Genomic DNA, 19,624 nt, shown 5'->3' with positions numbered 1-19,624 from the left:
TCCTCCTTACGTCGTCAGAATCAGTGTCTCGAGTGGTGCGAGCCGGACCGTTCCACGATATGTCTCTTCATCTGTCAATACTTTATATGTGCCGTCCAAGTTAACGTCCCGTGCTTCTTTCGTGTCATGGTTCATCAAGAAGAGGAAATCGCGTTTTTCGCCGTGACGACGCACGATTTCGACTTGATCCGGCGCCTCGATCATCTCGATGCCGGCCTCCGTGAACGCTTGACGGTAAATCGTATCGATCATCGCGTCATCAATCGATGAGCCGATGTAGGTAATCATTCCTTTATAGGCATTGCGCGTCACAGCCGCTACACCCTCGTAGAACGTATCTTTATAAACAGCGAGCGTCTCCGCTGTCGTTGGTGTGATGAGATCACACCAGAGGCGGGCTGTTGAGGATTGTCCTGCCATCTCGCCGATGCCTGCCACCTGATGTTGCTGAACGGATTGGAGTGACTCGTATTCGTCGATCTCGATGCCCGCATACGGTGCGAACTTACCTGGTAACGTCGTCGGTACGACATGATTCCGTGCATCCTTCACGCCTGTCCGGTACGTGAAGATGACGTGACCACCTTGTTCCATGTACGCAATCAAGGCGTCATCGAATGTTGGGTTCGTCAAGAAATAGAGCGGGACGATGATCAGTTTATAACTAGATAAATCATCACCTGGGAAAACGATGTCGGTTGCGACTTGTTGGCGAACCGCTCCACCATAGAAGCGCACGAACTCTGTTCGGAAATCAAACGCATCACTATGCGGCTGGTGCGTCCACGCCCAGACGTTTTCTTGATCGAAATAGACACCGACTTTCGCGTCATAACGGCTCGCGTTAATCTCATCGCCGTACGTATTCAGCTCCGTCATGATCTGTTTGACTTCTTCGAATTTCCGCTTCGGTTTTCCATCATGATCGATGATGCCGTGACAGAATTCCTCTGTTCCGAAATGAGCAGCGCGGAACCGGAAGTAAACGATCGCTTCCGCTCCCCGAGCGACTGCTTGGTACGTCCAAAGGCGAATATGACCTGGTCGTGGCAAGTAACCGATTTTACTCCAGCCTTGTGCGCCACTCAACTGTTCCATGACCCAGAAGCCTTTTCCTTGCTTCGAAGAACGGCACAGATCATGATCACTCGCCATCTTCTCGAACCGGTTCGGCTCCGGTAGTCCACCCCAGACTGGATAGTTATCGAACGCCACGTAATCAAGGTCTTGCGCCATTTGTTGCTGATTGACCGCCATGTCACTGTAGACCAAGTTATGCGTGATGAAGACGTTCTCTGGAATGTAGCGACGTAAGACATCGACTTGTAATTTGTTGTAGTACGTATAGCCGTCGGCACAGAAGCGATCGAAGTCGACGAGCAGTGATGGGTTGTGTTCCTGATAGACTTTACGCGGTACCGGGATTTGCTCCCACGCCGTGTACGTCTGACTCCAGAAGACGGTTCCCCACGCTTCGTTCAAGGCATCGAGCGTTCCGTAACGATTTTCTAACCAACGCTGAAAAGCAGCGCGGTCGACATCACCGTAAGAACGATCCGATTTCTCATGCCCGTATTCATTATCCGTTTGCCACCCGATGACACGAGGATGTTGACCGTATCGTTTCGCCATCTCTTCCGTGATCTTGACGGATAGACGCTGGTACGTTTCGCTGTGGACCGTATAATGGCGACGGGCACCAAAGCTGATCGTCACACCGTTCTCATCGACCGGTAAGATTTCTGGATACTTCGTACATAACCAAGCCGGTGGTGTCGCAGTTGGTGTTCCGAGTACGATATCGAATCCTTCCGCACTCAAGCGTTCGATGACGTCATCCCAAAAGCTGAAGTCATAGACGCCTTCTTCCGGCTCCATCATCGACCAAGCGAATTCCGCGAGACGAACGACGTTGACGCCAAGTTCCTTCATCAGTCGGAAGTCTTCCTCCCATAGTGCTCGTGGTGTTTGTTCTGGATAATAATCGACTCCTAAATACATTGTGCTCCCCCTTACGCAAAAACAATTATTTTACTGCACCCGCCGTCATTCCTTTTTGGAAGAAACGTTGGAAGAAGATATAGAAGATCATCGTCGGTAAACTGATCAAAACAAGTGATGCGTAGATTTTTCCTGGATCCCCACCGAGCGCATCCTTGAAGAAACTTGGTGCCATCGTCACTGTCTGATAGGCAGGATCCGTCATGAACGTAAGAACCATCAAGTATTCGTTCCATGAGTTAAGGAACGCATAGATTAAAGCTGTTGCGAGCGCTGGTTTTGCGAGTGGTAGCATGACTTTGAAGAACACTTCAAGAATCGTCGCCCCATCGATATACGCCGCTTCCATCAGTTCGTTTGGTAGTTCATCAAAGTATCCTTTGATGAGCATTAGACCGAATGGTAAGAAGAACGCAACTTCCGCTCCGATCAGTCCCCAGTGGTTGTTCAGTCCGTCAAACGAACGGAGCGTGAAGAACAATGGAACGATCATCGAAGCGACGGGTAACATCAGACCCGCTAAGACCATGTTGAACAACAGGCGTTTTCCAGCAAACTCAAGTTTCGAGAAGGCAAACGCCGCGAATGCCAGAATCGTGATCGAGATGATGATCATGAAGAAGGCAACGAAGAAACTGTTGAAGACGAACGTTGGGAAGTTCGGGTTTTGTAGTGTCGCGATATAGTTGTCGAATCCATTGATTCGGAGACTCTCTTTGAACATGACGAAAATCGGGAATAACCAGACGATTGATGCCAGCACCAATACAAGGTTGATCATCCAGCGGCTTTTTTTAGATTCTACATCCATGGGTCGTTCCTCCTTAGTTATCCATTTTCTTTTGTACGCGCAATTGGAAGTACGTGATGAGCAGGGCAATCGTCAATAGGATGATGGCAACAGCACTCGAGTAACCGACTTCCTGTTGCAACATCGATTTCCGGAATAGATAAGTCGAAATGAACTCCGTCGACGATCCCGGTCCGCCGGCTGTCGTGATCCAGACTAAGTCAAACGTCTTCAGACCACCGATGACACCGAGGATCGAAAGTGTGAACGTCGTTCCTTTCAAGTTCGGGAAGACGATGCTCCACAGTGTCCGGAAGAATCCAGCTCCATCGATTTTTGCTGCTTCGAAGATTTCCTTCTCAATCGTCAACATCGCCATGTAGTACATGACCATTGAAGAACCCGTCCACTGGAAGATGTTGATTGCAATGACGGAATAAAGCGCGATGTCCGGATCACCGAGCCAGTTCTGTTCGAAGCTACCGAGACCAATCGCACGGAGGAACTCATTGATGTAACCAAACTGGAAATCATAGATTTGTGAGAATGCCGCACCGAGTACGACCGGGCTCAAGACGACCGGGAAGAAGAAGACCGACTTCATCGCCGTCCGCATTGGTCCCGGTGTATGCAGGAAGTACGCCAAGACAAGACCGATACCGGCTTGGATCGTGACTGTTAAAATCGTGAAGATGAACGTATTCTTCAGCGAGAGATAGAAGTCTGGATCTTGGAACATCTCAGCATAGTTGTCGAGTCCGACGAACGCTTTGTCAAACGAGATTCCGTCCCACGAGAAGAACGAGTTATAGGCGTTATAGAAGATCCCATAATAGATGAAGCTGACGACGAACAAGACGATTGGGGCAACGAAAGCCCATCCGACCATGTTCCGCTTCATGTTCTTTTTCTTCCTTGGCGCAGGCGTACGTGTCGCTACCGGCTGGAGCGGTTCTGCTTTTGGTTTAATCGGCAATTCCTGTCGCTCTGTCTGCATATGGATTCCCCACTTTCCTCAAGTCCAAAAATCAGGAAGTGGCACGCAGGCGTACCACTTCACTGTCGAGTCTTATTTCGCTGATTGATCCGCTGCGTCTTGAACGCGTTGTAATGCTTCTTTCGGATCTTGTCCTGTCGCGATGTTTTGAAGTTCCTTACCGAGGATATCGTTTAATTTCGTATCCCGGATACCACGGCTAGCAACCGCTTTTGCTAATGTGTCGTTCAACATCTTGTACGACTCTTTTTCACCTTCCGATGTGAAGGCAGCATCTGAATCGACTTTGACGTCCTTGATTCCAGGTGCCATCTCGAACTCACCCATGTAGACTTCTTGTCCTTTTCCTTGGCTCATGAAGGCGATGAACTCCGCTGCACCTTCTTGTTGTTTTGACTCTTTGTTGACACCAAGTGCCATGTCGATCGATGCGATGACGGGTTGCTCTGTTCCGCCTGCTAAGTTCGGGAGTGGAACGAATCCGAGCTCATCATCGATTTTCCATTTTTCTTTTTTCTCTTTCGTCGTCATCGAGTGTGCTTCCCATGAACCGATAACCCACATCGCTGCTTTTTTATCGAAGAATTGGTTCATCCCGTCATTGTACGTCGCTAGACCAAGTGCACCTTCTTGGAAGACTTTATCCTTGAAGAGGTCTTGCCAGATTTGCGCTGTTTTGACCATCTCGTCGTCTGTCCACTTCGCTTCACCCGAAAGAACTTTTTGGATGTAGCCTGGTGCCACTTGGTGACTGAGGACGTTGTAGACGTCGATATCGATCCACGCATCTTTTGCTCCGAGCATGAGTGGGATGACTTTATCGCCTGAGTCTTTGATCTTCTTGACTGCACTGACTGTTTCTTTGTAGTTCTTCGGTGGTGTCACGCCGTATTTGTCGAGCATCGTCTTGTTGTACATCAAGTACGCTTGACCTGTGAACCCGATTGGCACTGCATATTGTTTACCGTCGAGTGTCGTTTGTTCGATTCCAAGCTCGACGAACTTGTCTTTCCAGCCTTTGCCTGCTGCTTTATCCATGTACGAATCAACGGGTACGACACGATCCTTGTACTGCTGGATCATCGGTTCTTTTAGACCGATGATGTCTGGACCCTTACCTGACAACATCGCGACTTGTAATTGTTTTTCATAGTCTTCACTGTAGCGTTTGAATTGAACGACGTATTTGTCTTGCGATTCGTTGAACGCATCAACGACTGCTTTCCCCGCTTCTGGTTGTGGCGCCCAGCCCCACCATGTGACGATCGTCTTGCCGTCTTTCGTTTTCGTTTGTTGCTCGTCTTCGCCACCACAAGCAGCAAGGAATGCGGATAATGTTAGGACTGATGCTGCAGCAACGAGTTTCGTTTTTTTGAATTTCATGTAAGAGCTCCCCTTTTATGTGTAAGTAGTCAAGCGTATCGTCTAGCGTGTTCCCCTTCAATTTGTGCTTGTTTGCACCATTCTTCGATCACTTTCGTCTGAATCGGCATTCCCTGTAGCTGAATCAATACGCGGGCAATCAATCGAAGACGGTACGCCAGCGTATCAACGTCCGGTCGGACGAAGAGATATAACTCCCCACCGAGCGTTAAACAACCGGCAGAGCGCATGTGTTGCATGAGTGCGCGTAATTCAATGTATCCGCTCTCATTTTTTCGAATGTGTAGCTCGGATGAACGGATCGTCAGGACCCCTTGTACCGATGACATCCGGAATTGAAACACACCGTCACGTCGTGGTCGGACGAGCACGATATCCTGCTCGTCTGTCGGGACATCGCCTGGACCCTGTTCTGTCATCTGTTGCGTCGACCGATGAAAATAAAAACCGCGGATTGCTCCGTAACGCCCGAAAGCTTCACGGTACGAAACCCATGGATCGTATGGTTCCATTGCGCGATGCCTCCCTTTCCTGCTTCAGCTTGATTAGCCCCTGCTAACCTGCATCCACCTCCACTTAGTTGACCATGAACTTAGTAAATTAAATTTATTATCTAACTTTACATCGACTATAGCACATCACTTTTTAATTTGTAAACGGTTTCATTAAATTATTTTTGAATAACAAAACCGATTCCATCTCTTGCTGGTTCGCAAGACACGGAATCGGCTCATTAAATCGTTTGAAATAAACTGTTCGTTGCAAGGGCCGCTGCACTGAGTGCTCCCTGTTTTTCACCCCACGGGACCATCTTGACATCGGTTTCACGTGAAGCAGCGGTCAACGCCGTGTGCTCGACCCGTTCCTTGATTTGATCAACGATCGTAGGTGCGAGCTCGAACATCGGTCCCCCAAGTAAAATCCGGCGTGGATTCAAAAGATGAATCGTATTCAAGACACCGATTCCGATATATTCCCCCGCCCGTTCATACGCACGAACCGCCTGCTCGTCTCCCTCGTTCAACCGCTTGCGCAAATCAGCAAGCGTCGAGACTTGTGGATCAACGACAGCATAATCCCGTAACAATGCTTTTTCGCCTGCCAACGCTTCAAGACATCCTCGGTTCCCACACGAGCAAATCGGACCATCGAGATCAAGGCGCATATGTCCGACCTCTCCCGTAATATGATGTTGTCCGTCGACAAGCTGTCCGTCGAGCACATAAGCACCCCCGATCCCTTCCCCAGCATAGAGATAGAAGAATTGTTCGACCCCGACGCCTTCACCGAACAATAACTCAAACGAAGCGAGTGCCCGGACATCATTTTCGATGAAGACAGGATAGTCAAAACGTGCTTCGAGTTGTACCTTCAACTCAACGTCATGCAGATGGAATCGTGGAGCAAAAAGAATGACACCTGTCTCCGGATTGACCATCCCGTGGACGGAGATCCCGATTCCGTGAATCGTTCCCCGTCCTTTTGTCTGTGCAATCAAGGTCTCGCATAAGCGACCGATTGCTTCAATCAGTTCTTCATTCGTCTCAAAGCGTCCCACGGCTTCGGACTCATGAATCGTGTTCCCACTTAAATCCGCAACGACACCGATGAATTGGTGACTTGTTGCATCGATGCCGATGACGTATTGCTCTGTTGCGACGAGTTCGAGCATGATCGGTTTTCGTCCCCCATTTGATACCCCAAGCTCTCGCTCCGTCACGAGTTGTTCTGCAATCAATTCACTGACGATGTTTGATACCGTCGGCTTCGTCAAGTTCGTCCGTTGTGCTAACTCGACCCGCGAAATCGGTTGATGCATCCGGATCAGTCGCAAGACGAGTGCTCGATTATAAGAACGCATCCATTTAGAATTACGCGGTGTTTCTTTCGCCATGTCCCCCTCAACCCCTTTGGTCTGTCTCTTTACTATCTTCGCATATTTTGTAAGGGATTTCACGGTCTCACACAAAAACCGTTCATCTGCTGAACGGTTTTTGTGCACTTTCATGCTTCGTCGTATGGTTGTTCCAAGATCAAGACACGTGAACCGTCCGGATTCTCGGTCAGTTCAATTTCGACGATGGCTTGACCGACCAGCAAAACAATCGGTTGAGACGGATCATTCTCGCGAAAGAAACCGATTTTTCCGTGGTGTGCATCCATATAGTCCGCATATAAAAATGTGCCGTTGACGTGTAACTCATCCTTCATGCGATTAAACGTCAGACGTGGAACACCGTACCAGGCTTCCCCATTCAAATAAAGCAACGGACGCTCGCCGACCGATTCATTCATCGCCCGTCGGACCTCGATCGCCCCCGTCGTATCGTAATACAATCGATCCTGACCACTTGTCGCGATGACGATCGGATGTTTCTGATACAAGACGACTTCTAAAATTTCATCCGCTTGTTCGACGAAATAACCAGTATCATCCGACTGGGCAAAACTAATCGTATACAATTGCATCCAGGAAACAATATCCGTCACTTGAACCGGTTTATGAAAAAGCGCAGAAACAAGCAGTGTTTCTTGCGGAGTCACAATCAGATTGACGGAGATATCCGCTAAGCGGATCGTCCGGATTTGTGTCGAAGGATACGTATGGTCATAACTCGGAACAAGCATCGCTTCATAGTGATCATCCTTTTCGACCAGTTCAATCGATGGCATGCGTCGATCAAAATCCGCAATTTGAATTCGTTTCATCCGACATCTCCTCTCACCTTCTCGAACAGCCTCACGCAAGTTATTACCCAATATCTGGTTTTCGTGCACTCCCCTGAATTCAAAAAACCGGAACGCATGCGTCCCGGTCATTGTAAATACAAATCATATAGTAGATATAGAATGCCTCCGACGATGATTAAAAATGAGAAGATGCCCGTTTTCCCAAAAAAGACGCGATCGACGGTTTCATCTCGTTCGAATCTTTGCTTCGTCATGTAGTACCGCTCCCTTTAACAAGCTCGTAGTACTTCTCTTTTTCGACGTCTCGTATCCAATCCCTTGTTATGATCTGTCATTTCGTTCCATTTGCGAAATAAATCAATGTTTCGGTCTCATCTTCTGTCAACGGTCGTCCTGTCTCTTCTGCATATAAGGTCCGCATGTCCTTCAGTCGTCCTCCGGTCGCTTCTGTTACGCGAATGGCTCGACGCAACATGTTGATCTCTTCTTCAAATTCCGACTTCGGCATCGCTTCTCCATGCGACCAGATATAATAGTCGGCATCTAAACGATCGAGTGTCGTTAGTAAACGCGTCGTCCGTTCGACCGTATAATTTCGCTTCGGTGAAAAGATATCGGCATACATCGCGTCGCCTAAGAACACGACACGTTCTTCCGGAATGTAGACGAGTAGACTTCCCGGGGAATGATCGTTTTCGACTTCAATCAACTGACAGTGTACCCCGCCCAAATCAAGATCCAGTTTTCCTTCAAAGCCGATCGTCGGTAAAACGACTTCGATATCACGTGTCGAACCGAACTCGAGCTTGATCGCGTCCGCACAAAACGGAATCTCGATGCCTTGATCCATTCGTTCTTGTAACGCTCCATCTGTCCAAGCGTATGGTTGCATCTCCTTCATTCGTTCGATCGTTTGCTTGGTCGCGATTGACGGCAGACCGAGATGTTTCATCCCAAAAATATGATCCCAGTGCCAGTGGGTCAATGCCAATAAATCAGGTGATCCAAGATTGTGTTTCTTCATTTCTTCTAAGAATAGTGCTGCATGAGCTGACGAGTTTCCCGCATCGATCATCAATTGATGATTTTCCCCACGTACGACGGCGAGAATCGGGCGGTCCGTCTCGCTGACCGGTGTCTGATACCAAATCCGTGAAGTTAGTTGTTTGAAGTGTTGCATGCTCTACCTCCTTATCATCTGCTTTTAGTATACGTCATGACAAAACCGGGTTCATCTAGAAGACGAACCCGGTCTGGTTAGTTATTATTTTTTAGCGTTTGGTCGAAACGGCCACCAGACCCCTTTGCCAAACGATACCGTGATCGCTGGAATCAAGAGTGGTAAGACGATCAAACCATACAAGAGTAGACCTGTGATGACGATCGTCGCGATTTGAACGAGACTCAAGACACCAGACGGCATCATCGCTCCGAACGTTCCTGCGAGGATGATCGCTGCCGTGATGATGACAGACCCCATCTTTTTCATCGACAGGAACATCGCTTCCTTCGTATCGAGTCCCTTGATGGTCTCTTCCCGGAAACGGTCGAGTAGGAAAATCGAGTAGTCGATACCAAGGGCAATCAACATAACGAATCCGAAGAACGGAACGGCCCAACTGATACCGTCATATCCGAGTCCGTTGACGAAGATCAGCTCTGCGATCGACATCGACGTATAATACGTCAGCAATAACGAACCGATCATGAACAACGGCATGATCAACGAACGGAACATGATTGCTAGAATCACGAAGAGACTGATCAGCATGACCGTCACTGTTCGTTTGAAATCGGCTTTCGACGTATCGTTTAAATCACTGTTGACGCTTGAAATCCCACCATATGCAACGGTGCTATCTTCAAACGGTGTACCTTTGATTGTCTTCGCTGTCGTCTCTTTTATTGCAGCGACGGTTTGAATCGCTTCCGGAGAATACGGATCATCTTCGAGGATGACTTCGAACTTCAATCCCGTCTGTTGATCGATCGCGTAACGATCAATTGCTGGTTTAAAGGCTTTATCCGACAGCGTATCTTTTGGAACGAACACACCTGTCCCCCGAATCGATGTCGCTTGTCCCATCTCGGTCAGAAGATCAGAAATGTCTTCAAGACCACTTTCGATTTTCGTCAATCCTGCGTTCGCTTGACCGACACCGGCTGCGAGTTGCGTCAACCCACTTCCAAGTTGACCCGCTTGCGCACCTTGAGACGCAATCCCACTTGCTGCTTGACTGATGCCGGCTTGAACTTGGCTCAATTGACCAGACAAGGCATTCAACGTTCCAACGGTTTGCGGGATGTTTTGGGTCGATTGTAGACCTTGACCGACGAGCGTCAACTGTTGGTTAATTTGCCCAAGTCCGTCTGCTGCTTGTTGCAACTGACTCGCACCTGCTGAAGCCGCGTCTCCTGCTGGTAGCTGTCCTGTAATCCCATTCAAATTATCTTCCACCGTCGTCAGACCAGACTGAACATCCGTGAGACCGGCGGTAGCTTTCTTCATACCATCAGCAACTTGTTTTAATTGACGATCGACGTAGAAATCATTGATGACTTCGCCTGTCGGACGAGAAATCGAACGAACCGATTTGACCCCGTCAATCTTCACCAGTTCGCGACTGAGTTGTTCCGCATAAGGAACTGTTTTTTCAGTAATCAAATCATCGTCACTCTTCAGGATGACGTTGACCGGGAGCGACTCACCTGCACCAAATCCATCCGAGATCGCATTGAGTCCTTTGACCGTCTCATACTTCGCACCAATCTCATCGACGGTATTAAACGAAAGGTCATCATCATACGTAAAGAGTGTCGGAACCGTGATGATCGCAACGATGATCATCGCAAGCAACGGACGACGAATCGATAATCCACCATACTGTGCCCACAGTTTACTGTCTTGGTGACTCGCCGCCTTCTTCGATGGCCAAAATAGCTTTTCTTTTAATGTCGCCATGAAGAATGGAACAAGTGTAAACAAGACAAGCAAGAGTACGGCAATCCCGACTGCAACAGCGACCGACGATTTAAAGATCGGGAAGTCCGCAAATCCAATCGCCGAGAAGCCGACGAGAACAGCGAGACCACTGATGAGTAACGTACGCCCTGCTGTCTTATACGTGTTGACGATTGCTGTCTCAACGTCGTGTCCTGCCGTCAACTCTTCCTTGTACCGGCTCAGGAGCAAAATACAATAGTCCGTCCCAATCCCGAACAGGATGGCAACGAGGAAGATTTGCGTATAGTTCGATACTGGGAAGCCGAACCAATCGACGAAAAAGGCGACGAGTGATTGGCTGATCAGGTACGTAAACCCAACCGCAACGAGTGGGACGAACGGTGTGACGACTGAACGGAAGACGAGCAGAAGCAGTCCGAAAATCAATCCGACCGTAATCAGTTCCGTCCGCTTCAGTCCCTCTTGCGAGCTCGTATTGACGTCATCATTGATTAACGCTTCACCGGTTAGATAAATCGTTTGATCCTTTGGTAAGAGGTCCGTCCGGATTTGTTTTGCCAGTTTGACGATCTCTTCTTGCGAACCGTCGACCGTGATTGGCACGAGAACTGTCTTTTTGTCTTTTGAGACGAGCTGTCCTTCCGTCTCTTTGTTTTCAAACGGATCGAGCACATCCGTGACCGGACGATCAAGTGCTTCTAAATCCTTAACGATTTGCCCGATTGATGTTCGATCGGCATCGCTGACTTTGTCTTTGAGCGGAATGACGAGAGAAATGGTTTCTTCACTTGCCCCCGCTTTTTCTAAAATGTCAGCTGCCCGTTGTGAATCGGCATCATTTGCAAGCTGAATCGCACCTGCTTCTTCTGCTTGTTTAGCCAAGTTTGGTGCCGTAAATAGTAAACCTACTGTGACGATGAGCAATAACGCAAGAATTGCCCAACGCCATTTGACGATTTGTCGCATATCCGATTCTCCTCTTCCTTCGATTCTGTCTTTAGTCGTTCAACTGCAAAATCTCTTTGATCTTCTTAAAGGTTTCGATGAACTGGATGATTTCTTCTTCCTCGACCTTTCCTTCAATCAAATTCTCCAGATACGTATAGATTTCTTGCTCTGCTTCAGTTGCCACTAACCGACCTGCTTCCGTCAACGAGATATACTTCGTCCGGTGGTCGTCTTCTCGTCGTTCGACGATGACGAGACCTTTTTCCGTCAACTTTTTCAGCCGATTCGAGATGGCACTTTTGTGAACACCCTGCACTGCCGCGAGACGCCCAGACGAAATCGGTCCATATTTTCCGACGAGCTTCAACACATGAAGTTGTTCCGGTGAATACATTTGCCAAACGGGTGCTTCGACCGACTTCAACACGCGTTCTGTTCCGTGGATCATGACTTCTTCAAACAGGAGGACTGCTTCACGTAAATTGTCTTTCATTTTTAGTTTACCCCCTAAACTTATGAAGTTAGTTTAGCCCCTCAACTAGAAGTCTGTCAACTCTAAACTGTCACAACTTACCGATGCAGAACATGACCAATTTCTGTATGATAAAGGAAGAGAGGAGCATGCTTATGTTGACTTTGTTTTGGATTGCGTTAGTCATCTGTCTCGTAGGTCTTGTCTTTACGTTACGGATTGCCAAGCAACCAGCAGAAGAAAAGTATGACCACAAAACTTCGGCCAAAAACATGTCTTGGATGTATTTCATTTTTCTTCCGATCATTTTGATTTTATTAGGCATCTTCTATTATTTTTTAACATGACATAAAACAGCACACATCAACCGATGTGTGCTGTTTTATATCACTTCAAGGTTTTCGGACGGACGATATAGATATCGCATTTTGCATAACGGGAGATGTTTTCAGAGACACTCCCGATCATGATGCGTTCCATCGCATTCATCCCGACCGCCCCACAGACGATCAACCCAGCACCGACACGTGGTGCGATGACCTTCGGAATCAATGTTTTTGGAGAGCCATTTTCGATGACCAGTTCAACTGTCTCGACGCCTGCTTCTCGTGCCCGCTTCTCGTAACGATCGAGCAGTCCTTGTGCATATTCCGTGACGTTTTGATCAATGAAACGCTTATTGGCACGTACATTAGCAAATGTCTGAATATCGATGACATGGGCGATGACGAGTTTGGCATGATCGAGTTTGGCGAATTTCACTGCCTTTTCAAAGGCAAGATCTGCCGTCTTTGATCCATCGACTGCCACTAAAATCGTATGATACTGGCTCTCCATCAAGCATCATCCTTTCTGCACGACTCTCTTACAGCATCCGGTCATTTTCATTTTCGAGGGCGCGGTTTTCGTGATCGAGTTTTCGTTCTGCCTCGATCCCTTCTGGTTCTGTCTCCAAAATACTTTTTGGTTCCGGTGCAGGACGTGCTGCACCTGCTTCGTCTGCTAACAGGACATACTCACCTTGCTGGACACGTAAGACATGTTGACGAATATCCGACTCCGGTAATCCGAGTTCCGTGAAGGCGGTTTGAATTTCCTCAGCCGAAGCCGGTTTGCCTGTAAATCGCTCAAATAGCGTCCGTTTTCCAGAGACGAGTTGCGCTGCTGATTGCCCGCGTAACATCGCCATATCGGTTTTGTCTTGCAACACGACATACAAATCTTCTTCTAGATAACCAGCAAAGTGTAGATCCTCAATTTTTCGAATCAAATCCGTCTCATTTTGATAGACACCAATCCATTGTTTTTTTCCCATGACACACGTCTCCCCCTTTTATAGCAACTATATGAGATATACCCCAAATTCATCTAAAACATGACTAGGATGAAGAAGACTTCGGCGATTGCTGTCGAAAAAGACGTTGCCGTTTATAGAAGACGTAATAGCACAAGAGTAAAACACATATGATTCCGACCCCTGTTACGATTTGTTGCAGAAGAAAGAGGCGATCGTTAAAGTACAATCCAATCAAATACCAGACGAGCGCGAGACCGAATACCCAATCGGAATGAATGACGACAAACAATAGTCCTCCGATAATCGCTACGATGAGTGCAATCGTACTCCATTGCTGTTCGGAAAGACCGAATAGCGAAGTGAACTGAAAATCGGATAAGATCCGAAATGGTAAAATCAACAACATCGTACTCATCCAAGCGAGAAGGACTGAAATCGGAGAGCGCATCCAAGGCGATCGTCGCGGATGGTGTTGAATTTTCATATAAACTAAGCACAGACTAATGAATGAAATCGTTGTCCAGACAAGTTCCCACGGTGGTCCGGTCATACTACTGACGCCAAGCGTCACAAGTGATAACGCGAGCCATCCTCCGATATCTTCAATCAGTTCTCGATCTGCAGGAAAGGCAACGAATCGGTCGAATACACCAAATTAACAACGTTGTGAACACGACACCTGTAATCGCATCAAAAAAAGGTGCTGGAACAAGAGGTAACGCAGGAATGGTAACCGGATTTGACCAAACGACGCGCGCTAGCAATGCAAAGAGGAATGCTCCTATATTCATAAAGCGTAAAAATGTTAAATACTGCACGCCCCCCTTCACCTCCTCGTTCATTCTGTTATTCAATTCCCGTTGCAAGAGGCAGAAAAACAAAAATGTCGCTTTGTTCTGCTGCCAAATTCCGGTACGATAAAAAGAAAAGGAGGAACGCGAATGGACGCATTTTTATTGCCTTATCAATACAACTTCATTCGGAATCAAGTCGACCTACTGCAACATCAATTCGCTGCCGTTCATGATCCCGATGTTCGTGATGCTGTCCGGTATAGTGCTGCTGAAAAAATATTCGATCTATTGCCCGTACTTACACCGGAACAGGAAGCGCTGTTGACGAACATTCGTGACGCTGAATCCGAACAAGATCTCCTCGCGTATTTAGCACAAGTCGAACCGTTCGTCCAACCGTTTCCGAGCATTTCTGAATCACGGATCCGTCAGCTCTTCAAAAAAACGAAAAAGTTACATGTTCCGCCACTTCACTCCTTTGAATGGGCTCACACGACGTTTTTAAGCTGGAACGATACCGGAAATCGAAAAAAATACTTCGTCTATCCTTTGGACGGTCAATGGATCGGCGTCGAGGGAACCTATCTGCCATCGATCCAAAAAGGGATCTGTGCGATTTGCCATACGTATAGTGACATCACGCTCGTAACCGCAACGACACGTCGTTCAGCTGAACAGCATCAGACGATTGGTCATCATATATGTATCGACAGCGATGCATGTAATCAAGCTGTGACGAATCCAGAAGTCATTGAAACGTTCTTAGCACGCACGCAAAAGAAATGATCGGCATCAAAAAAACACGTTCGTATGACTGATCCGATGAGGTTCAGTATACGAGCGTGTTTTTGCATGTGACGGCGTTCAGGTGTTCGTTATCGCTGGATCATGTAAGCAAAATTGATTCTTCCCGCGACGTTTTGCCTCATACATCGCTAGGTCTGCTTGCTCGATCAAATCTGATCGAGAGGCTGCATGCGCCGGATAGATCGCTCCACCAATGCTTGCCGTTACGGGAAGTGGAATGATGCCATGGCGAAACGGCTTTTGGAACAAGGAAACGAGATGTTCTCCACACTGCACCACTTCTGCTTCTTGTTCAACGTCAAACAATAAGACGACGAACTCATCTCCGCCTTGTCTTGAAATGACTGTATTGGGCGGCAATTTCTTTTGTAAGCGCGTCGTGACATCGACGATGAGTTGATCTCCGACGCGATGACCGTACGTATCGTTAATCTCTTTGAAGTGATCGATATCGATAAAGAATAATCCGACTTGTCCTTCACTCGCTTCCGCCCGGTACAAGGCATCTTGGAACAGTCGCGCAAACAGATACCGATTCGGTAACCCTGTTAAGGCATCATGGTATGCCATGTGCCGCATCTCCTCCATGGCAGTTGCTAATGCTTCCGTTCGCTCTTCCACCTTCGCTTCGAGATTTTCGCGCAACCGTTGATTGTCAACGACAATCCGGATTTGACGGGAAATCAATAACGGGATCGCAATCATCAAACCAATCGTCAAACCGTTCCAACTAATCGTTTGCCGTGCCATCGTCACGAATAGAATCAATAAGAATAAGTAAGGTGTAATTAAACGTAAGACATCAATCCATCTCCGTGTAACGTCAAGAGGAACGAGAGATTCTTCAGCGTCAAAGCGATATGCGGCAAGCCCGACAATCAGGACAGTCGCTAACCATAACGGATCGAGCCAACTCGAAGGAAATGGATAATCAAATCGTTCTAGGACGACGTATAGGAGGTCGGCAAGTAATTGAAAATGAAATGCGAGTAGAATCAATAATAGCGAGCTTCCATTGCCACGTTTCATCAAACCAAAGAATAAGACAATCATTCCACCGAGCAACAATAAATCACCAATCGGATAACGAAGCCATAAAAGCGTTTCGATCGTCAGCAAGGCATTTCCTTCTAAATAAGGTGTCACTAAATAGTGCCACGAAAGAGATCCTGCAACGACTAAAATGATGAACTCATCAAACAAAAAGACCCGCAAATTAACTTCTTGTCGTCGATTACGCAGGAAATAACCGAAAGCAATGATATAGATCAAGATTTGAAGACTAAAGATCAAGTCGATCCAATCAAACGGTTCCGTCCGTGTACGTCCTTGAAGGAAATAAAGGAGTTGTCCACATTCACCTAGACCGAGCATCGTATTGGCAAACAATAAAAGAAGAAATAAACGAGAGGTAAAAGGACGTCGCATTTGGCGACGTCGTGCCTGCCAAATTAAATAGAGAGAGACCGAGACACCACCAATCGTGAACAGACTATTGACGACTTGTCCGATTACTGTATCCGTCCCAACGTATGTCACCCAACCGATGTGTAAAAGAAGCCAAAAAACAACGACTCCTAACCAATTCTGATACACGGCGATCCCCCTCCTTTTTTAATCATAGTCCGTTTGTCCTATAGGTATATCGGTTCATCATTGCATTTTATTCACCTTTTTTTATTTTATTGGAATCTTTTTTTGACAAGATTACTCGTTTTAAACATAAGAAAAAACCGTGATCGCACCTAGCGGATTGAACACGGTGTAGTTGGAATGTATTCTAGTTCTTTAAATAGAACGTCGATTTTCTTCTGTCGACTCGATCGATTCGGTCAGACTGAGGGGTAATACGATGATGAAACGACTGCCTTTTCCTACTTCAGATTCCACATGAATAACACCCTCATGCTCTTTGACAATTTCCTTACAAATTGATAACCCGAGTCCCGTTCCACCGATTCGACGTGTATCGGAATTATCGACGCGATAAAATTTATCAAACAAGTGGGCAAAGGCATGATGCGGAATTCCAATTCCTTCATCTTTCACTTCAATGATGGCTTGATCGTCTTTCGTATCAATCCAGACATCAACACGCCCACCATCCGGAGAGTACTTGATCGCATTGTTGATCAAGTTATTCATCAATTGTTTGATTCGGTCCTCATCTCCTAAAATGAACGGACGATCCGGACTAAGCAATTGCAAATGAAGATCGTGTCGTTCACTTGAAGCGTCGTATAAGGACATCACCTGTTCAGTCAGGCTAAATAAATCGAGATGTGCCATTTGGTATAACTGCCCACCTGACTGCATGCGCTGAACATCTAAAAAGTCCGTGACAAGGTTTGATAACCGTTCCGTCTCGTTATGAATCGTCGCTAGATATTTCTTCTGTTTCGAGTCATCGATTTCTCGATTCAACATCAATTCTGTAAAGCCGTAAATCGAAGAGAGCGGTGTCCGCAACTCATGCGACACGGTTGAGACGAGTTCTGTTTTGAGACGATCGGCTTCTGTTTCCCGGGTAATATCTCGTAAAACAAGAATGATTCCCTTCCATCCACCAACGACATCAATACGTTCCGCGTAGACTTCCAGATGAGCTGTGTTATTTCGAATATCAAATCGGACCTTTTCCGGTGAAATCTCACCGGAACGAATCAAATCTAGATACGTATTAAAAGCCTCGACATCATCCACCAACTGGCGCATCACATCGATGACATACTCACTCGACGGTAACGTCCGATCTACTGTGAATTCCGATTGAAGTTCTGGAATCAATTCAAACAATGGACGGTTGACGTATAACTCTCCATTTCCATCTTCAAGATAAATGATCGCTTCTCGGATGGAGTCTAACACTTGCTCAGTCTTTTCTTTTTCTTGACGCATTCCTTCATACGAACGCGTACGCAGGAGCGATAACGTCATCTGTTGCGCAAACTCGCGAATATCCGTCAACTGTTGCCCTTTATAGGCAGATTTATAACGAACCAGATAAATCGCTGCAATTAGTTCATGCGTTTCCGGATCTTCGATCGGAATCGTCACTTCATACGTGCTAAATGAATACGGATAGTCTTTTTGACGCGTGACTCGTTTTTCCGATTGGATAAATTCCATCTGCCGAACCGATCGATTGATGACGGACATCTCATCTTTCAGGAGAACTTTTAAATAATCCATCGTCATCCCATTCGTTGTCGCACCCATGAACGCTCCTTCTTCATAGAGCAATAGTGCACCGTACTCCGAAGAGGTGATATCGATCATCTTTTGAACGATTGCCGGATACGATTCGACGGTTTCGCGAACAGCAAGCGCCTCTGTCAGTTCGCTACGTAATCGGAGCTTTTCCTCATTCTTTTTCGTCGTTTGATAAGCTTCTTCGAGTTCTTCTTGTTGCGCCTGCAATTCTTCTTGTTGCGCGAGCAACTCTTCACTTTGCGCCTGCAGCTCTTCATTTTTTCCTTGCATCGCATCCGTATGGGCATTCGTCGTCACGACCATCCGATTAAAGGCTGCGCGCAATAATCCGATTTCGTCTGGTCGCTGCTCGGCAGCTTTATCAATCTTAATCGGTTCTTTTCGAGCAAGTTTTTGATTATCATCAATCAAACGTAACAATTGCCGTGTCATCCGGCGAAGGAACGGGTGCACGAAGAGAAGGATGAAGGCAATGAGCACAACGATACTTGAAATCCAAATCCATTGTGACTTTGCGACTTCACTCCGCAGTTCCCTGACAGCCGTTTCTTGTTGTTGGCTGAGATTCGTCCGGTATTCATCAAGTGCTGCAGAGGCTTTTTCAATGTCTGGTGTAATATCAATCGAACCATCGGCAGTTGGCTTTAATCGCCCTTGATCGACAAGACGCTCCGCAATCGGTAAAGAAAACAGACTATCCCCCTGTAAGAAGTCCTCATTGATCCGATTCGCCTTTTTCTCATTGACGTAAGACTGGGTCAACGGGAACAAGGCATCATAGTATAACTCATATAAATTCGTCATTTGCGCTGCGAATTCTTCTTCTTCATCCGTTTTGGCGTTTCGCATGAACCAATCCGTCTCACTTTTGATATCTGTTCGGAGCGCCTGAATCTCATCAAACCGTTCTTGGTTACCAAAAATGACGAATCCTCGCAATCCAAACTGGACGGTTTGCCAATTGTCCCACAAATCATTGGCCCGGCGATTTTGTTCACTGATCGTCTCGAGATTCTGTTTTGATGTTTCGATTCGTCCTTCCATATAGTCATAGACAAAGAACGAAGTAATCGATACTACGATCAGTACCGCATAAAAAACAGTCAGCAACTGCCGACCGATTCGTCGCCGAATCCAATTCACCATGAATGTATCCTCCTCATCATTCATCGAATGATGCTTTTTCATTTGTTTCTTTAAATATAATAGAAACGCTTTCGAAGCAACAGCTAGGATATACAAAAAAAGACCTTTTCTCGGAATGTA

The 19,624-nt window shown here is 46.9% G+C and carries 18 protein-coding genes; 2 read left to right on the top strand and 16 right to left on the bottom strand.

What is annotated here, in order from left to right; translation table 11 throughout:
• Positions 1-6: 6 nt before the first annotated feature.
• The 11 genes from NOM72_RS12620 to NOM72_RS12570 all read right to left on the bottom strand — a co-directional run bounded on the left by NOM72_RS12620 (position 7) and on the right by NOM72_RS12570 (position 12,268).
• Positions 7-2,001: a beta-galactosidase gene (locus NOM72_RS12620; RefSeq protein WP_255999273.1), complete on the bottom strand. Its 1,995-nt coding sequence runs from the start codon at positions 1,999-2,001 to the stop codon at positions 7-9.
• A 25-nt stretch (positions 2,002-2,026) separates the two neighbouring features.
• Positions 2,027-2,812: a carbohydrate ABC transporter permease gene (locus NOM72_RS12615; RefSeq protein ID WP_023466970.1), complete on the bottom strand. Its 786-nt coding sequence runs from the start codon at positions 2,810-2,812 to the stop codon at positions 2,027-2,029.
• Positions 2,813-2,825: 13 nt separating this feature from the next.
• Positions 2,826-3,788, bottom strand: coding sequence for a carbohydrate ABC transporter permease (locus tag NOM72_RS12610; RefSeq protein ID WP_255999272.1), 963 nt, complete (start codon positions 3,786-3,788; stop codon positions 2,826-2,828).
• A gap of 72 nt (positions 3,789-3,860) precedes the next feature.
• Positions 3,861-5,171 (bottom strand): ABC transporter substrate-binding protein, encoded by a 1,311-nt coding sequence (locus NOM72_RS12605; RefSeq protein ID WP_050678942.1) that lies wholly within the window; start codon positions 5,169-5,171, stop codon positions 3,861-3,863.
• Between the two features lie 29 nt (positions 5,172-5,200).
• Positions 5,201-5,683, bottom strand: coding sequence for a hypothetical protein (locus NOM72_RS12600; protein WP_050678941.1), 483 nt, complete (start codon positions 5,681-5,683; stop codon positions 5,201-5,203).
• Positions 5,684-5,904: 221 nt separating this feature from the next.
• Positions 5,905-7,065, bottom strand: coding sequence for an ROK family transcriptional regulator (locus tag NOM72_RS12595; RefSeq protein WP_023466966.1), 1,161 nt, complete (start codon positions 7,063-7,065; stop codon positions 5,905-5,907).
• A gap of 110 nt (positions 7,066-7,175) precedes the next feature.
• Positions 7,176-7,880: a hypothetical protein gene (locus NOM72_RS12590; protein ID WP_255999271.1), complete on the bottom strand. Its 705-nt coding sequence runs from the start codon at positions 7,878-7,880 to the stop codon at positions 7,176-7,178.
• 107 nt (positions 7,881-7,987) lie between these two features.
• The gene (locus NOM72_RS12585) at positions 7,988-8,116 is read right to left on the bottom strand and encodes a hypothetical protein (RefSeq protein ID WP_255359383.1); all 129 of its coding nucleotides are present in this window, start codon (positions 8,114-8,116) and stop codon (positions 7,988-7,990) included.
• Between the two features lie 77 nt (positions 8,117-8,193).
• Positions 8,194-9,042 (bottom strand): MBL fold metallo-hydrolase, encoded by an 849-nt coding sequence (locus NOM72_RS12580; protein ID WP_255999270.1) that lies wholly within the window; start codon positions 9,040-9,042, stop codon positions 8,194-8,196.
• Positions 9,043-9,126: 84 nt separating this feature from the next.
• Positions 9,127-11,793: an MMPL family transporter gene (locus NOM72_RS12575; protein ID WP_255999269.1), complete on the bottom strand. Its 2,667-nt coding sequence runs from the start codon at positions 11,791-11,793 to the stop codon at positions 9,127-9,129.
• A gap of 31 nt (positions 11,794-11,824) precedes the next feature.
• Positions 11,825-12,268: a MarR family winged helix-turn-helix transcriptional regulator gene (locus tag NOM72_RS12570; RefSeq protein WP_023466958.1), complete on the bottom strand. Its 444-nt coding sequence runs from the start codon at positions 12,266-12,268 to the stop codon at positions 11,825-11,827.
• 128 nt (positions 12,269-12,396) lie between these two features.
• On the opposite strand from NOM72_RS12570, the gene NOM72_RS12565 reads away from it, so the two are divergent.
• On the top strand, positions 12,397-12,594 hold the full coding sequence (locus NOM72_RS12565) for a hypothetical protein (RefSeq protein WP_023466956.1): 198 nt from the start codon (positions 12,397-12,399) through the stop codon (positions 12,592-12,594).
• A gap of 40 nt (positions 12,595-12,634) precedes the next feature.
• Here NOM72_RS12565 and NOM72_RS12560 read toward each other — a convergent pair whose 3' ends face one another.
• From NOM72_RS12560 to NOM72_RS12550, 3 genes are all read right to left on the bottom strand, one after another.
• The gene (locus NOM72_RS12560) at positions 12,635-13,084 is read right to left on the bottom strand and encodes a universal stress protein (protein ID WP_023466954.1); all 450 of its coding nucleotides are present in this window, start codon (positions 13,082-13,084) and stop codon (positions 12,635-12,637) included.
• 28 nt (positions 13,085-13,112) lie between these two features.
• The gene (locus NOM72_RS12555) at positions 13,113-13,562 is read right to left on the bottom strand and encodes a general stress protein (RefSeq protein ID WP_050678937.1); all 450 of its coding nucleotides are present in this window, start codon (positions 13,560-13,562) and stop codon (positions 13,113-13,115) included.
• A 64-nt stretch (positions 13,563-13,626) separates the two neighbouring features.
• Positions 13,627-14,028 (bottom strand): hypothetical protein, encoded by a 402-nt coding sequence (locus NOM72_RS12550; RefSeq protein ID WP_255999268.1) that lies wholly within the window; start codon positions 14,026-14,028, stop codon positions 13,627-13,629.
• A gap of 457 nt (positions 14,029-14,485) precedes the next feature.
• Here NOM72_RS12550 and NOM72_RS12545 point away from each other — a divergent pair, with 457 nt between their 5' ends.
• Positions 14,486-15,124: a FusB/FusC family EF-G-binding protein gene (locus tag NOM72_RS12545; protein ID WP_023466951.1), complete on the top strand. Its 639-nt coding sequence runs from the start codon at positions 14,486-14,488 to the stop codon at positions 15,122-15,124.
• 78 nt (positions 15,125-15,202) lie between these two features.
• Here the strand turns inward: NOM72_RS12545 and NOM72_RS12540 are convergent, their stop codons facing one another.
• On the bottom strand, positions 15,203-16,741 hold the full coding sequence (locus NOM72_RS12540) for a GGDEF domain-containing protein (protein ID WP_058713416.1): 1,539 nt from the start codon (positions 16,739-16,741) through the stop codon (positions 15,203-15,205).
• Positions 16,742-16,933: 192 nt separating this feature from the next.
• Positions 16,934-19,504, bottom strand: a complete 2,571-nt coding sequence (locus tag NOM72_RS12535; protein WP_058265545.1) for a HAMP domain-containing sensor histidine kinase — start codon at positions 19,502-19,504, stop codon at positions 16,934-16,936.
• Positions 19,505-19,624 lie beyond the last annotated feature (120 nt).

Origin of the sequence: Exiguobacterium sp. LL15, from assembly GCF_024436095.1 — a bacterium.
GTDB classification, from domain to species: Bacteria; Bacillota; Bacilli; order Exiguobacteriales; family Exiguobacteriaceae; genus Exiguobacterium_A; species Exiguobacterium_A indicum.
This window is presented reverse-complemented; position numbering and strand designations above follow the sequence as displayed.

Bases quoted from the DNA above. Each gene is read 5' to 3' on its own strand.
- NOM72_RS12575 (WP_255999269.1), bottom strand. From the start codon at position 11,793: ATGCGACAAATCGTCAAATGGCGTTGGGCAATTCTTGCGTTATTGCTC.
- NOM72_RS12610 (WP_255999272.1), bottom strand. From the start codon at position 3,788: ATGCAGACAGAGCGACAGGAATTGCCGATTAAACCAAAAGCAGAACCG.
- NOM72_RS12585 (WP_255359383.1), bottom strand. From the start codon at position 8,116: ATGACGAAGCAAAGATTCGAACGAGATGAAACCGTCGATCGCGTCTTT.
- NOM72_RS12615 (WP_023466970.1), bottom strand. From the start codon at position 2,812: ATGGATGTAGAATCTAAAAAAAGCCGCTGGATGATCAACCTTGTATTG.
- NOM72_RS12555 (WP_050678937.1), bottom strand. From the start codon at position 13,562: ATGGGAAAAAAACAATGGATTGGTGTCTATCAAAATGAGACGGATTTG.
- NOM72_RS12570 (WP_023466958.1), bottom strand. From the start codon at position 12,268: ATGAAAGACAATTTACGTGAAGCAGTCCTCCTGTTTGAAGAAGTCATG.
- NOM72_RS12595 (WP_023466966.1), bottom strand. From the start codon at position 7,065: ATGGCGAAAGAAACACCGCGTAATTCTAAATGGATGCGTTCTTATAAT.
- NOM72_RS12600 (WP_050678941.1), bottom strand. From the start codon at position 5,683: ATGGAACCATACGATCCATGGGTTTCGTACCGTGAAGCTTTCGGGCGT.
- NOM72_RS12620 (WP_255999273.1), bottom strand. From the start codon at position 2,001: ATGTATTTAGGAGTCGATTATTATCCAGAACAAACACCACGAGCACTA.
- NOM72_RS12545 (WP_023466951.1), top strand. From the start codon at position 14,486: ATGGACGCATTTTTATTGCCTTATCAATACAACTTCATTCGGAATCAA.
- NOM72_RS12535 (WP_058265545.1), bottom strand. From the start codon at position 19,504: ATGGTGAATTGGATTCGGCGACGAATCGGTCGGCAGTTGCTGACTGTT.
- NOM72_RS12550 (WP_255999268.1), bottom strand. From the start codon at position 14,028: ATGAAAATTCAACACCATCCGCGACGATCGCCTTGGATGCGCTCTCCG.
- NOM72_RS12560 (WP_023466954.1), bottom strand. From the start codon at position 13,084: ATGGAGAGCCAGTATCATACGATTTTAGTGGCAGTCGATGGATCAAAG.
- NOM72_RS12565 (WP_023466956.1), top strand. From the start codon at position 12,397: ATGCTTATGTTGACTTTGTTTTGGATTGCGTTAGTCATCTGTCTCGTA.
- NOM72_RS12580 (WP_255999270.1), bottom strand. From the start codon at position 9,042: ATGCAACACTTCAAACAACTAACTTCACGGATTTGGTATCAGACACCG.
- NOM72_RS12605 (WP_050678942.1), bottom strand. From the start codon at position 5,171: ATGAAATTCAAAAAAACGAAACTCGTTGCTGCAGCATCAGTCCTAACA.
- NOM72_RS12590 (WP_255999271.1), bottom strand. From the start codon at position 7,880: ATGAAACGAATTCAAATTGCGGATTTTGATCGACGCATGCCATCGATT.